The sequence below is a fragment of the Actinomadura pelletieri DSM 43383 genome (genome assembly GCF_003634705.1).
In the GTDB taxonomy this organism is placed as follows: domain Bacteria; phylum Actinomycetota; class Actinomycetes; order Streptosporangiales; family Streptosporangiaceae; genus Spirillospora; species Spirillospora pelletieri.
Window position 1 is genome coordinate 449,574 of sequence record NZ_RBWU01000006.1, and the last position, 14,028, is coordinate 463,601.

At 71.4% G+C, this 14,028-nt stretch carries 12 protein-coding genes; 5 read left to right on the top strand and 7 right to left on the bottom strand.

The window, feature by feature from the left end; translation table 11 throughout:
* Positions 1 to 77 precede the first annotated feature (77 nt).
* From BZB76_RS27320 to BZB76_RS27330, 3 genes are all read left to right on the top strand, one after another.
* Positions 78 to 2,996 (top strand): helix-turn-helix transcriptional regulator, encoded by a 2,919-nt coding sequence (locus tag BZB76_RS27320; RefSeq protein WP_121437276.1) that lies wholly within the window; start codon positions 78 to 80, stop codon positions 2,994 to 2,996.
* 304 nt (positions 2,997 to 3,300) lie between these two features.
* Positions 3,301 to 5,133 (top strand): M4 family metallopeptidase, encoded by a 1,833-nt coding sequence (locus tag BZB76_RS27325; RefSeq protein WP_211343215.1) that lies wholly within the window; start codon positions 3,301 to 3,303, stop codon positions 5,131 to 5,133.
* A 97-nt stretch (positions 5,134 to 5,230) separates the two neighbouring features.
* Positions 5,231 to 6,034: an SAM-dependent methyltransferase gene (locus BZB76_RS27330; protein WP_121437488.1), complete on the top strand. Its 804-nt coding sequence runs from the start codon at positions 5,231 to 5,233 to the stop codon at positions 6,032 to 6,034.
* Positions 6,035 to 6,117: 83 nt separating this feature from the next.
* On the opposite strand, the gene BZB76_RS27335 is transcribed toward BZB76_RS27330, so the two are convergent.
* On the bottom strand, positions 6,118 to 6,486 hold the full coding sequence (locus BZB76_RS27335) for a nuclear transport factor 2 family protein (protein ID WP_121437277.1): 369 nt from the start codon (positions 6,484 to 6,486) through the stop codon (positions 6,118 to 6,120).
* Between the two features lie 102 nt (positions 6,487 to 6,588).
* On the opposite strand from BZB76_RS27335, the gene BZB76_RS27340 reads away from it, so the two are divergent.
* Positions 6,589 to 7,086, top strand: a complete 498-nt coding sequence (locus BZB76_RS27340) for a winged helix-turn-helix transcriptional regulator (protein WP_121437278.1) — start codon at positions 6,589 to 6,591, stop codon at positions 7,084 to 7,086.
* Here the strand turns inward: BZB76_RS27340 and BZB76_RS27345 are convergent, their stop codons facing one another.
* The 6 genes from BZB76_RS27345 to BZB76_RS27370 form a co-directional block, all read right to left on the bottom strand.
* Complete coding sequence (locus BZB76_RS27345; RefSeq protein WP_121437279.1) at positions 7,087 to 7,680, bottom strand: hypothetical protein; 594 nt, start codon at positions 7,678 to 7,680, stop codon at positions 7,087 to 7,089.
* A 256-nt stretch (positions 7,681 to 7,936) separates the two neighbouring features.
* Positions 7,937 to 8,362, bottom strand: a complete 426-nt coding sequence (arfB, locus tag BZB76_RS27350) for an alternative ribosome rescue aminoacyl-tRNA hydrolase ArfB (RefSeq protein WP_121437280.1) — start codon at positions 8,360 to 8,362, stop codon at positions 7,937 to 7,939.
* A gap of 606 nt (positions 8,363 to 8,968) precedes the next feature.
* Positions 8,969 to 10,513 carry a sensor histidine kinase gene (locus BZB76_RS27355; RefSeq protein ID WP_281273914.1) on the bottom strand — a complete coding sequence of 515 codons (1,545 nt, stop codon included), beginning with the start codon at positions 10,511 to 10,513 and terminating at the stop codon, positions 8,969 to 8,971.
* The gene (locus tag BZB76_RS27360) at positions 10,513 to 11,241 is read right to left on the bottom strand and encodes a response regulator transcription factor (RefSeq protein ID WP_121437281.1); all 729 of its coding nucleotides are present in this window, start codon (positions 11,239 to 11,241) and stop codon (positions 10,513 to 10,515) included. The genes BZB76_RS27355 and BZB76_RS27360 overlap by 1 nt, the downstream gene beginning before the upstream one ends.
* Positions 11,242 to 11,360: 119 nt before the next feature.
* Positions 11,361 to 11,891 carry a peptide deformylase gene (gene def, locus BZB76_RS27365; RefSeq protein WP_246007238.1) on the bottom strand — a complete coding sequence of 177 codons (531 nt, stop codon included), beginning with the start codon at positions 11,889 to 11,891 and terminating at the stop codon, positions 11,361 to 11,363.
* 79 nt (positions 11,892 to 11,970) lie between these two features.
* Complete coding sequence (locus tag BZB76_RS27370; RefSeq protein ID WP_121437490.1) at positions 11,971 to 12,930, bottom strand: DivIVA domain-containing protein; 960 nt, start codon at positions 12,928 to 12,930, stop codon at positions 11,971 to 11,973.
* 533 nt (positions 12,931 to 13,463) lie between these two features.
* Between BZB76_RS27370 and BZB76_RS27375 the strand changes: the two genes are divergently transcribed.
* A complete protein-coding gene (locus BZB76_RS27375) occupies positions 13,464 to 13,985 on the top strand; it encodes a gamma carbonic anhydrase family protein (RefSeq protein WP_121437283.1) in 522 nt (173 codons plus the stop codon).
* The last annotated feature ends 43 nt before the right edge of the window (positions 13,986 to 14,028 follow it).

Below are 14,028 nucleotides of genomic sequence, written 5' to 3' on the forward strand. Positions count from 1 at the left end.
AGTATGGCCGTTGTAGGCGTCCCTCCCGGTGGTTATTGTTCGGGACGGCGTCCGATTCCTCCGGAAGGGAGCGAGCCATGGACGTCGGTGCGGCGCCGGCGAGAGTTCGCCAGGGAGCACCGCCTTCGCTGGTCGGACGTTCGGCACTGCTCGCGTCCATCGAGGCCCGCCTCACCGCGAACGGCAGTGCCGTTCTGACGGGTCCGAGCGGCATCGGCAAGACCGCCCTGCTCGAAGCGGTCGGGGCCGCGGCGGCCGCGCGGGGAGAACTCGTCCTGCGGGTCGCGGGCACGGAGACCGAGCGGTGGGTGTCCTGCTCGGGGCTCGCCGAGCTGCTCGACCAGTTGCCCGACCGGCTCATCGCCGATCTGCCGCGCGACCGGCTGACGGGGTTGCCCGTGCCGCATTCGGCGGCGTCCGGTGACCGGGCGCCGGACGGTTCAGCCGAGCCTTCGCCCGGCCGGTCGTTCGCGGACCGATCCACGACCGACCATGTCGCGTGCCGGTTGGCCTTCCGGGGGCTGCTCGCCCGCTGCGCCGAGGAACGCCCGGTGCTGCTCACCGTCGACGACGCGCAGTGGTTAGACACCGAGTCGGTGCACGCCGTCCGATACACCGTGCGCAGGCTCGCCGCACGCGGTGTGCGGGCCGTCGTCGCGGGACGCTGGCCGGACGGTTTCGCCGCCGGCGACGGGGGCAGCGCGCCCTGGGCTCCCACCCCCGACGCCCTGCACCTGCCCGTCCCGCCCCTCGGGCCGGACGAACTCGCGGAGATGTTCGACAGCTACGGGCTTCCCGTCCGCGTCGTGAACACCCTGCACTCCGACTCCGGCGGCAACCCCTACCTCGCGCTGGCGCTCGGTGGCGCGTTCACCGACCGCATTCCCCGGCACTGGCGTCCGGCCCCGCTGCCGCAACGCGTCCAGGCCGTGATCGCGGAGCGGCTGGCGCGGCTGCCCGCGCAGGCGCACGAGACGCTGCTGATGGCGGCGCTGGCGATCCGGCCGACGATCGACCTGTTGCGCCGGGCCGGACGCGCCGAGGCCGCGCGGGACATCCGGCACGCCGCCGGCCTGGGCCTGCTGATCACGGAGGGCGGCGGGCTCAGGTTCACCCCGCCCGCCGTCGGCACCGTCCTCGCCGAGTCCGCCGACGCGCGGCATCTGGCGCGGGTGCACCGGGCGCTCGCGGACGTGGTCCCGGACGCGGCGGGACGGACCAGACACCGCGCCCTCGCCGACCCCGGCCCGAACGCCGAACTCGCGCATTCGCTGGTCACCGCGGCGGAACAGGCCGTCCGGCAGGGGGCGCACCGGATGGCCGCCGAGCTGTACCGGCTGGCCGCGGACCGGTCACCGGCCGAACCGGCGGCCGAGCGGCTGGAGTGGCTGGTCGCGGCGGCCGAGACCGGCGCGAACGGCGGGCTGCCCGACCTCGTGCACCGCGCCGCCGAGGCCGTGCTCGCGGCCGACGCCACCCGGGCGCAGCGGGTGCGGGTCAGGCTCGCCCTGCTCGACCTGTCCGGCCAGGGGCTCGCCGAGATGGGCGAGGTGTTCGCCGCCGCGCTGGTGGACGCGGACGGCGACCCGGCGTTGCTCGCGCCGCTCCGGATCCGGATGGCCCTCGGCGCGCTGCTGAACGGCGCGCCCGACCGTGCCGAACACGAGGCCGACGGCGCGCTGGCGAACGCGCGGGCCGCGGGCGACACGGCGCTGGAGGCCAAGGCCCTCGCCCTGCGCGCCAACATCGCGCTCATCGAGGGACGCGGCGACTACGTCGGCGACATGCGGCGTGCCCTGCGCCTGCCGGAACCGCCCCTGGACGGCCAGTTGCACACCACCCCGCGGTACATCGCCGCCTACTGCGCCATCACCGAGGACCGGCTGACCGAGGCGCGCGCCGAACTGCTGCGGATGCTGGCGCTGGTGGAACGCGGGTCCGGCGAGGAGGTCGTGCACGTCCTGCGGAACCTGACGGAGATCGCCGTCCGCACCGGCCGGTGCCGGGAGGCGCTGGACTTCGCCGACCGGGCGATGCGCGTGACGAAGGAGGCCGCGTTCAGCCCCGGACCGGCCTGGTACCACGGCGCGCTGGCGGAGCTGGCGGGCGGCGGCATCCACCGGGCCGTGGCGCTCGCCGAGCGGGGATTGCGGGCGTCCGAGCAGGAGAACGACGTCGTCTTCCAGACACGGCTGCTGCACGTCCTCGGTGTCGCCCGGATGCGGCTCGGCGACGTCCGCGCCGGGGTCGACACCCTGTGGCGGATCGACGCGCTCGCCGCCATGGACGGGCAGGGCCGCGGGCTGCGATCGCCGATGGTGCTGCGCTGGCACAGCGACCTCGCCGAGGGGCTCGCGGCGCTCGGCGAGGTCGACCGGGCCGAGGAGGTGATCCGCGCGACGCGCGCCGCGGTCGGCGGACGGGCAAGGGGCGTCGGCGTCACCGGCCGGCTGGACCGCGCGGAGGCCTGTGTGCGCGCCGCCCGCGGCGAACCCGACGAGGCCGTGGAGCTGCTGCGGCGGGCGACGACGCTGTTCGAACGGCTCGGCCAGCCGCTGGAGGCGGGGCAGTGCCTCCTCGAACGGGCCCGGATCGAACGCCGGCGCCGCCGCGCCGGGGCCGCCCGGCAGGCCGCGGCGGAGGCCCTGGAGATCTTCGTGCGGTGCGGGGCGCGGCCCTGGGCGGAGCAGGCGCGGCACCGGCTCGCCCGGCTGGACATGGGCCTCCAGGACGGGACGGTGCCGTCCGGTTCGATGGCGCACACGGCGCTGACGGAGGGGGAGCGGCGGATCGCGCTTCTCGTCGGGCAGGGCGCCACGAACCAGCAGGTGGCGAACCGGTTGTTCCTCAGTGTTAAGACCGTCGAGGCGTCCCTCACCCGCATCTACCGCAAGTTGGGCATCCGGTCGCGCACGCAGCTCGGCTCTCTACTGGGCTCCGGCCTGGACGGGCTCGGCGGCGGCCTGGACGGCTCGGGCGCGACCCTGTCCCGCTAGCCCTCCGCCACGCCCGCTGAGCGGCCTTACCGGGATTCCCCCTGTGTTGGCGGGCACCTTCTCCCGATTTCAGCCCCCTGTCCACCCCTACGGCATGTAGGGGTTTCCCTTGTTTTCGTCCCGATCTCCCTATGTGTGGGGCGCGCGGCGAACTTTACGGTGACATGCACACAAATGCATGCGATCGTTCCCGAGTCAACCATTCTCCGGCACTCCGGAGCTCCACCGGCGCCTTTCCCGCGTCCGGCGGAGCGAGCCCCCCTCCGCCGTCACCCCCCAGACGGCCGGTAGACAAGGAGACCGTGTGAGATCCACACCCCCCCGACGCGTGCCAAGGCGCGTCACGACCGGCACCGCGCTGGTCACCGTGGCCGCGATGGCGGTACTCGGCATGCAGACCGTGTCCGCCGCCGCCCAGCCCCCCGCCCGGCCCCCCGCCAAGGGCGACCCCGGCCAGATGCCGGCGAAGGTGAGCCCACAGGAGTACAAGGCGCTCATCGGCAAGGCCAAGGCGCAGGAGGACGAGACCGCGTCGCGGTTGAAGCTCGGCGGCGAGGTCGAACTCAGGGTCAAGAGCGTCATCAAGAACCAGGACGGCAGCACGCACGTCCGCTACGCGCAGACGTACGACGGCCTGCCCGTCCTCGGCGACGAGGTCATCGTGCACCGCGCGCCGTCCGGCGCCATCACGCGCGTCACCCAGTCGGCCATCGGACCGCTGAAGGTGGACACCGCGCCGAAGACGCTGGCGTCCACCAAGCCGGCGACGCCGAAGGCGGAGGGCAGCAAGGCCCCCCGCAAGGTCGTCTGGATGGGCGAGGACGGGAAGCCGGTCCTGGCCTGGGAGACGGTCGTCGGCGGGACGCAGAAGGACGGCACCCCCAACCGGTTGCACGTCGTCACCGACGCCGGCACCGGCAAGAAGATCATCGAGTGGCAGGGCGTCCACACCGGTACCGGCCGCAGCATGTACTCCGGCACCGTCGAACTGGGCACGTCCGGCTCCGGCGGCTCCTTCGTCCTGCGGGACACCGGGCGCGGCAACCACGAGACGACCGACCTGCGCGGCGCCCAGTCGGGCAAGGGCACCGTGTTCACCGACAGCGACGACACCTGGGGCAACGGGACGGCGAGCGACCGCCAGACCGCCGGTGTGGACGCCGCGTACGGCGCCGGTCAGACGTGGGACTACTACAAGACCGTCCACGGTCGCTCCGGTATCCGCGGAGACGGTGTCGGCGCGTACTCGCGCGTCCACTACGGCCAGGCGTACGTGAACGCCTTCTGGGAAGACAGCTGCTTCTGCATGACGTACGGCGACGGCAAGGGCAACAACAGCCCGTTGACCGAGCTGGACGTGGCCGGACACGAGATGACCCACGGCGTCACCTCCAACACGGCCGGGCTGATCTACCAGGGCGAGTCCGGTGGTCTGAACGAGGCGACGTCCGACATTCTCGCCACCGCCATGGAGTTCTGGAGCAACAACCCCAGCGACGTGGGCGACTACCTCATCGGCGAGAAGATCAACATCTTCGGCAACGGTACGCCGCTGCGGTACATGGCCCGTCCGAGCCAGGACGGCAACTCGCTGGACAACTGGTCCTCCCGGGCCGGGAGCGTGGACGTCCACTACTCCTCGGGCATCGCGAACCACTTCTTCTACCTGCTGTCCGAGGGCAGCGGTAAGAAGGTCATCAACGGCGTCAGCTACGACTCGCCGACCTACGACAACAAGCCCGTGACCGGCATCGGCCGGGAGAAGGCCGCGGCGATCTGGTACAAGGCCCTCACCGAGGAGATGGGGCCGAGGACCAACTACGCCGACGCGCGCCGCGCGACCCTGGAGGCGGCCGCCGGGCTCTACGGCGAGCAGAGCGCCGAGTGGGCCGCGACCGCCAACGCGTGGGCCGCGGTCAACGTCGGGGCGCGCGTGAACCCGCCCGACGACAACGAGCCGCCGGACGACAACGAGCCGCCGGACGACGGCACCGCCTGGGCCGCCGGCAAGGCCTACAGCGCGGGTGACGTGGTGACCTACGAGGGCGTGAAGTACCGCTGCCGCCAGGCCCACACGTCCATCCCCGGCTGGACCCCGGCCAACGTTCCGGCCCTGTGGGAGGCGATCTCACGGTAGTGACCTGACGAACGACCTGATGTGATTCCCTTCCGGCGCCGCGGTGCCCGTGCTCGCACGGGCACCGCGGTGTTTCGCGGGCGTCTATTCTCGGTTCATGATCAACGACGAGGGCGAGATCGTCCCCCACGGAATCGACGTCACCACCCCGCACATCGCCCGCATCTACGACTACTGGCTCGGCGGCAAGGACAACTTCGCCGCCGACCGGGCCGCGGCCGAGCGGGTGATGGCCGCCACGCCGACGATCAAGCCGGGCGTCACCGCGAACCGTGCGTTCCTCAGCCGGGTCGTCCGCTTCATGACCGGGGAGGGAGTCACCCAGTTCCTCGACATCGGGACCGGCATCCCCACCGCCGACAACACGCACCTGGTCGCGCAGGCGGTGAATCCCGCGAGCCGCGTCGTGTACGTGGACAACGACCCGATCGTCGCCAACCATGCCCGTGCCCTGCTGGCCGGGGTGACCGCGCCCACCGCGTTCATCGACGCCGATCTCCGCGACACCGACCGGATCCTGGAGGAGGCCGCAGGTCTCCTCGACTTCGACCGGCCCGTGGGGCTCCTGCTCATCGCCATCCTGCACTGCGTCCCGGACGACGACGACCCGCGCGGCATCGTCCGCACCCTCATGGACGCGCTCGCCCCCGGCAGCTTCCTGGCCGTCACCCATCCCGGGATCGACCAGCTTCCGGAACAGATGTCGGCCGCGGAGAAGACCCTCACGAAGGCCATGGGCTACCGGGTCACGTTCCGCACCCGCGACGGCGTCGGCGAATTCTTCACGGGCCTCGACCTGCTCCCGCCGGGGGTCGTCCCCGTCCAGGACTGGCGTCCCGCGCCCGACGCCCCGCCGACCGCGATCACCGGTATGTGGGGCGCCGCCGCCCGCAAATCCTGACCGGTCGACCGGCGCCCGGACCACCCCGGACCACCCCGGGACCACCTCGGGCCATCCGGTCAGCGGTTCAGCGGTTCAGCGGTTCAGCGGAAGTCGTTCTCCTTGAGTTCGGTCACCCAGGCGCGGCGCTCGGCGATCTTGCCGTCGCGCATGACGAAGACCTCGGCCATGGACATGCGCATCTCCCCGCCCTCCGCGCGGCGCGCGACGCCGTTCACCTCGGCCATGATGACGTCGTCCTGCTCGACCATGCGGACGACCTCCAGCTCGGGAGGGTCGATGAAGTGCGGCGCGCCGTCGATCGCCTTGTCGTAGGCCTCCTTGCCGGTCAGGCGGAACGCGCCGAAGACCGTCCACACGATGTCGTCGGTCAGACAGGACAGGATCTGCTCATGGTCGTTCTTGCGGAAGCCGTCCAGATACCTGGTGACGGTCTCGACGTTTCGTGACATGGTGCTTCGTCCTCCACCCTCAAACCGCTTGCTCCATGCAAGCACTCCGGATCGTAGTGAGATCTGGTTGTAAAGTGCAAGCAGCTCGTCTCTGGAGGTGTCATGGCCGAGGTGCCGCGTTCCGGATGCCCGATCAACGCCGCGGTCGAGGTGCTCGGCGACCGCTGGACGCTCCTCATCCTGCGGGACATGGTGTTCGGCGACCGCCGCCACTTCCGGCGGCTTCAGTCGCAGTCGGCGGAGGGCATCGCGTCCAACATCCTGGCGGACCGGCTGCGGACCCTCGTCGAGACGGGCCTGCTCACCCGCGACGACGCCGGACGCGGTCAGCGCGCGACCTACACCCTGACCGAGGCCGCCATCCAGCTCGTGCCCGTGCTGGTGCACCTGGGCGCGTGGGGTGCCCGCAACCGTCCGACCAGCCCCGAGCTGCGGGCGGGCGCCGAGCTGATGGAGGCGGAGGGGCCGGAACTCTGGAACGACCTGATGGCGGAACTCCGCGAACGGCATCTCGGCGTTCCGCGGCCCGACACCGGCGGCCCGACCGCCACCGAACGCCTCGCCGCCTACGCGGAGGCCATCACCGGGTCGAGCCGCTGATCAGAGGATGTCCAGTACGGCGGCCAGCAGACCCGCGCGAGTCTCCTCGCGCATGGCGTCGATCTTGGTCAGCCCGCTGGTGGGCAGATTGATCACCTTGCCCAGGCTGATCTCCTCCTTGGAGACCACGCCGAGCGCCCACACGACGTCGCCGCCCGGGATGGAGTTGAGCGCCGGCCCGGAGATGACCACCGCCGTTCCGTGGCCGTCGGTCACGATGTCGCCCTGCCGGAGGTGGTCGCCGACCCGCAGCGCCTCCCGGTGCGCCTCCTGGAGTTCCATGGGCGTGTTGCGCCAGGGTTGGTCGCCGGAGATGCCCCACCGCACCCAGTCGAGGGCGTCGGACACGTACTCCTTGCTCGCGGAGTCCAGCTCCTCCGGATCGAGGTCGGCCTGCGGGACGTGATCCAGCGCGGCGAACGACAGCGCCTGACCGTCGCCCCGCGTGCGGAGCACCCACACGTGCTTCGTGTTCGGCAGGCCGTTGTACCTGTCGTTGGACACCACCAGGCACGGCTGCTCCCTGGTGACAGTGAGGATGCCGCCGAGACTCTTGCGCTGGATCAGCGCATAGTGGAACGTGCCCTGTCGCATCGCGCAATTACAAGGCGCAATACACGCGGGTGTCAATACATCCATTTATGAGCCACGCCGTTTGTCTCGGACAGCGCCCCCCTAATCACTCAACGTCCGCATCGGGGACCACCGAGCCACCGCCCCCGCCTGCTGAGGTGTGCGGCTCGCCCGGTCGCGGGACAATGCCGGAATTCCGGTGACATCTCGTGTGGGGAGCGCCGTGCCGGGCCTTGTGAATTGGCGGCGGCCGGTGTTCGAGGGCGCCCGGGGTGGGTCAGTCCCAGCGCGTGGCGCGTTGGCGTTTTACCGCGCTGCGGCGCTTCTTGTTCTCCAAGCGGCGTTCGTTGATGCCGCGGGGAATCTTCTTGGGGATGCGCTTCTTCGGGGGCGGGGCGGTCGCGTCGGCCAGCAGGGTCGCCAGGCGGGTGCGGGCCGCGTCGCGGTTGCGCTGCTGGGAGCGGTACTCCTCGGCGCGGATGGTGAGGACGCCGCGGACCAGGCGGTTCGCGAGACGGTCCAGGGCGCGGGCCTTGAGATGGTCCGGCAGGGACGGGGAGTTCGCGACGTCGAAGGAGAGTTCGGCGGCGGTGGCGCTGGTGTTGACATGCTGCCCGCCCGGCCCCGAAGAACGGGAGAAACGCCAGCTCAGCTCGGACTCCGGAATGGAGACCGAGCCGCGGACGTGGACACGATCGGACATGTTCCCATTGTCGCAGGGATGAGTGATCTTGTCGTCCGAGTAATCCGCGCGCGGGCGTGCGGCCGCGGAACGTCGTGTGCGATCCCGCGGCCGCCCTCCCATGCCGGGTCCCTTCCGGCCCGGCCCGGCCGGAAGGGACCCTCTGCCCGGTTCGCCGTCCGTCCGCCCGCTCCCCCCAGAGCTTGGCCGGTCGGCGTCCCGGGTCAGCCCGGGGTGCCGGCGATGTCTCGCCGGCGGTGTCGGCGTCGACGACCCGCCCGGGGCGGGCGGAGCGCCGTCCGACCGCGGGAACGCCGCCCGGCGGGTTCGCGGGCGTCCTCCACGACATGCGCGTTCATGCGGTCCCCTGCCGTCCACTCACCATGGAGCGTGCGCGGCGCGGCTGCAGACTGGCTGGAGCCAACCTGAAAGTGTGCTGAAAGCGGACATCAACCAAAAAACCGCGGTCGAGGGGACGTGCGGCGTGGCGTCCCCCCGACCGCGGGTGCCGGTACGGCGCGGGGTACTGCTGGCCAGGGCGCGACCTCCCGTTCCCCGTCGGGAACGGGGCGCGCCCTGTGCCGACCACTTAAACGCACGTAGCTGAACGTTGGCTGAACGCCATCTTCAGTCATCGTCCAAAGGAAGGACGACCCGGAACGTGGCGCCCTCGCCGGACGAGGAGTCGGCCTCCACCAGCCCGTCGTGGGCGGCGACCAGCGCGGCGACGATGGCGAGGCCGAGGCCCGTGCCGCCACCCGCGCGGGAACGGGCCTCGTCGGCCCGGTAGAAGCGTTCGAAGACGCGTTCCGCCTGTTCGGGGGCGAGTCCCGGGCCCGAGTCCGCGACCTCCACGGTCACGGCGGGCGCGTCCCGCAGCCTCCCGGGGAAGAGACGCACGTCGATCGGCGTGCCCTTGGGGGTGTGCGTGAGGGCGTTGGTGAGCAGGTTGCCGAGCACCTGCCGCAGCCGCGCCTCGTCCCCCCGCACCTGGTACGCCAAACCTCCCTCCAGCGAGAGGTCGATCTTTCGGTCGGGTGCGAGGACTCTGGCGTCCTGGACGGCGTCGGCGGCGACGGCGAGGAGATCCACCGGGCGCCGCTCGATCGGACGCTGCCGGTCCAGGCGGGCGAGCAGCAACAGATCCTCCACCAGCAGGCCCATCCGGGACGCGGTGTCCTCGATCCGGCCGACCAACCGGTCGAGTTCCTCGGGGGTGCGGGCCGCGCCCTGCCGGTAGAACTCGGCGAAGCCGCGGATCGCGGTCAACGGGGTGCGCAGCTCATGGCTGGCGTCCGCGATGAACCGCCGCATCCGCTCCTCCGACCGGCGTGCCGTCTCCTCCGACCGCCGGGCCGCGGCCTCGGAGTCGGCGCGGGCCCCGAACGCCGCCTCGATCTGCGCGAGCATCGTGTTCAACGACCGGCCGAGCCGTCCCATCTCGGTCCGCGGATCGCCCTCCGGGACACGGCGCGACAGATCGCCCGCCGCGATCGCGCCCGCCGTCTCCTCCACCGCGGCGAGCGGGCGCAGGCTGGCCCGGACGACCAGCACGCCGAGCCCGACCAGGACGCTCAGCACCAGCAGGCCCACGATGGCGTCGATCGTCACGAGACTGCGGACGGTCCGGTCGACCTCCTCCAGGCTGAACGCGAGGACGAGCACACCGCCGGTGACCGGCGCGGCCAGGATCCGCCACTGCGAACCGCCCGTCCCGTTCACGGTGAACGGACGGTCCATGCGCTCGCTCATGTCGTCCGGCAGCCGCGGATGGCCCGACTCGCTCCACGCCGAGTTCTGCCACACGATGCTGCCGCTGGTGGCACGGACCTGCGCGTACATCTCGCTCGGAATCCGGACGTTGATCTCCCGCTGTCCGCTGCGCAGCCCCTCGACGACCTGGTCGACCGCGCGCCCCACCGAACCGCGCAACTGGTCGTCGGCCCGTCCGACGAGGTATTGCCGCAGGACGGACGCGCCCGCCGCGGCCATCACGGTCATCCCGAGCGTGACCAGGACGAGCATGCCCGCGATCAGCTTGACGCGCAGGGACGTCCGGCCCCACAGACGGGCCATTTCGCGGCGCGGCCACGGATGCGGGCCCGCGCCGGGAAGGTCCGTCCGTGCCGGCGCCGGCCGGGAGGCCGTGGACGCCGGGAACCGCGTGGCCATCAGCCCGATCTCGACGGCTCGCGCAGGACGTATCCGACGCCGCGCAGGGTGTGGATGAGCCGCGGCTCGGCGTTGTCGACCTTACGGCGCAGGGCCGACACGTACGACTCGACGATGCCCGCGTCGCCCCGGAAGTCGTAGTTCCACACATGGTCGAGGATCTGCGCCTTCGACACGACCCGCCCCGCGTTGGCCATGAAGTACCGCAGCAGTTTGAACTCCGTCGGCGACAGTTGGATCGCGCGCCCGCCGCGCCACACCTCGTGGCTGTCCTCGTCGAGTTCGACGTCCGCGAACACCAGTCGCGGCGGTGGCTCGGTCATGCCGCCGCGGAACCGCCGCAGCACGGCCCGGATGCGCGCGATGACCTCCTCCAGGCTGAACGGCTTGGTGACATAGTCGTCCCCGCCGATCGTCAGCCCCTTGACGCGGTCCTGCACGGCGTCCCGCGCGGTCAGGAACAGCACGGGGGTGTGGTCGCCGCCGGACCGCAGCCGCCGCGCGACGTCGAAACCGTCGATGTCGGGCAGCATCACGTCCAGGACGATGAGGTCCGGGCGATGCCGCCGTGCCGACTGGACCGCGTCGGCGCCGTTGGTCGCGGTGACCACGTCGAAACCGGTGAAACGCAGGCTGCCGGCCAGGAGCTCCAGGATGTTGGGCTCGTCCTCGACGACGAGCAGCGTCGCCTCCGCCGCCCTCCCGCCGTTCGCCGTCCGATCAACCAATGGCACAGTCCCCCCTCGACACTTACCGGAGAGGTTCCCACTTCAACCTGAATGTCCCCTGAATGTTCCCCGGGTATCGGTTGAGCGCGCCGGATCGGCGGTCCGAACGGTCGAGCGGGCTAACGGTCGAGCGCGCGGATGGCGCGCATCGCCTCGCGCCGCGCGTCGCCGGACAGGACGTCGATGTAGACGCCACCGTCTAGGTGCCCGCACTCGTGCTGGAGACAACGGGCGAAGTAGCCGGTGCCCTCGACGCGGACGGGCCGCCCCTTCATGTCGACGCCCTCGACGACGGCGTGCGCGTGGCGGGGCGTGTCGAAACGCATCCCCGGGACGGACAGGCAGCCTTCCGGCTCGACGAGCATCTCCCCGTCGGCGACCACGAGCCTGGGGTTGACGACGTGACCGACGTGCCTGCGTCCGCGGTCGTCCTCACAGTCGTACACGAACGCCCGCAGACCCACGCCGACCTGGTTGGCGGCCACGCCCGCGCCGTCCTCCTCGTACATGGTGACGAACATGTCGTCGACGAGCCGTTCCAGCGCGGCGTCGAACGTCCGGACCGGGTCGCACTCGGTGCGCAGAACCGGATCTCCGAGGATTCTGATCGGACGGGCGTTTCCGCCCCGCGTGTGGGTCCTCTTGCTCACCCCAAAGATCTTATAGACGACGATGTCCGCCCAGGGACGCCCCTGGGCGGACATGTCACCGTCCGGCGTCGCGGACGGCCTACAACTCGATGGGCCCCCGGGGCTGCTGCGGCGGAACGACCGGGGTCGTGCCGGCGGGCGGCGGCGGGGCGATCGGCGCGCTCGGCTCCTCGACCGGACGGGCGTGCTTGGGCTGCTGGGGGGTGGCCGCGACCGGGATGTCGGCGGTCGGCTCGGGCTTCTTCACGGGCGGTGTGCTCGGCTGGGCGGGACCGGCGGCGGCCGGCTTGGCCGCGGCCGGCGCGGGCTGGGCCGGCTTGCTCCGGGGCGCGGTCTGCCGGACGGCGTCCTCGACCATCTTCTCCAGCGGGCCCGCCTCGTTCTCCGCGGTGAGGAGGCGGTGCAGGGTCTCGCTGATCTCGGTGAGGCGCTGCAGGGCCTGGGTGTGGTTCTTGGTGAGCGACGTCAACCGCTGCGTCGCGCCCTCGTTGATCACGCTGGCCCGGCGCTCGGACGCGGTGAGGGTGCGCTCGGCCTCCAGCCGGGCGCTGGTCACCGTCTGCTCGGCCTCCTGCTTGGCGGACGACAGGACGTTGTCGGCCTCCTTCTTGGCGGAGGCGAGCACGGTCTCGGCCTTGTCCTGCGCGTGGGCGAGATTCTTCTCGGCGTGCGCGCGGGCCTCGTCGATGATCCGCTTGGACTCCTGCTCGGCGTCCTTGCGGATCTCCGCGCCCTTGGTCTCGGCCTGGGCGACCTTGTCCTGGGCCTCGTCCTCGGCCAGGTTGATGATCTGGCGGAGCCGGTCGCTCAGGTCGTCGCCGGTGGGCTTGCGCGCCTCCCGGAGTTCGGCCATCTCGCGGCGGAGCCGCTCGGAGTCGTCGTGGGCACGGGCGAGCCGAGCCTCGAGCTCTCGGTTCTTCTGGAGGAACCGCGCGATGTAGTCGTCGACTTGGCGGCGGTTGTAGCCGCGCATGACGATCTCGAACTCGTGCGCGTCGTCTTTGAGGAGGTTCGGCAGGATTTCGGCTTCGTTGCTCATGATGCCTTGGGGGTCGTTGGCGGGGGTCATCACCCCGTCAGGGTCGGGTTGCTCTCCTCACCCGCCGGTGAGCGGGTCCACATGCGGAAACGTCAGGACGACTCTTGTCCGGTCCACCCCATTCGCGCAACCGGAACGCGCTTCTCGCCGCCGTTTCTTCACCTGGTGAGGCGACAAACTATCCAATCTCGGAAAATTCGTGCTATCTCGACAGGGCGTGTCGCGGGCCGGTTCCGGCCCACCCGGCGGACGCGCGCGGGCCAGGACCTGTTTCGAGGTGGCCTCAGCCCGCGCGCGAACGCGTGACCCGCCCGGCGGAGCGACGCCGGAGGCGAGCGCAGCCGGGCGGATCGCGAAGCGATGCGCGTTCGCCCAGGCACGGTCACGTAGCGAGCCGCAAGGCGAGCGAAGTGGGCCGGGCCTGTAGTAAACACAGCCGCAAGGCGAGCGAAGTGGGCCGGGCCTGTAGTAAACACAGCCGCCAGGCGAGCGCAGTGGGCCGGGACTTTGCAACACCGCTTAGCATCGGCCTCATGAAGTACCTCGGATCGTTGGGTGAGGACCGGCCGGACGTCGACCCCGAGGCGTGGATCGCGCCCGGCGCGGTCGTCGTCGGCCGGGTCAGGCTGGGACGCGCGTCCAGCGTCTGGTACGGCTCGGTGCTGCGCGGTGACGACGAGGAGATCGTCGTCGGCGAGGAGTGCAACGTCCAGGACCTGTGCTGCCTGCACGCCGACCCGGGGACGCCCGCCGTCCTCGAAGACCGGGTCAGCCTGGGCCACAAGGCGATGGTGCACGGCGCCCATGTGGAGACGGGCTCGCTCATCGGCATCGGCGCGATCGTGCTGAACGGGGCACGGATCGGCGCCGGGACGCTCATCGCCGCCGGAGCGCTGGTGCCACCCGGCAAGAAGATCCCGTCCGGTGTACTCGTCGCCGGAACGCCCGGCCGGATCGTCCGCGAACTGACCGACGACGACCGGCTCGTCCTGACGCACACCCCGCAGGTGTACGCGGAGAAGGCCCGCCGCCACCGCACCGCCGAGTGGCACTGACCCCGACCAGGCGCCGTCAAGGCCGGATTGGGACCCTTCTGAC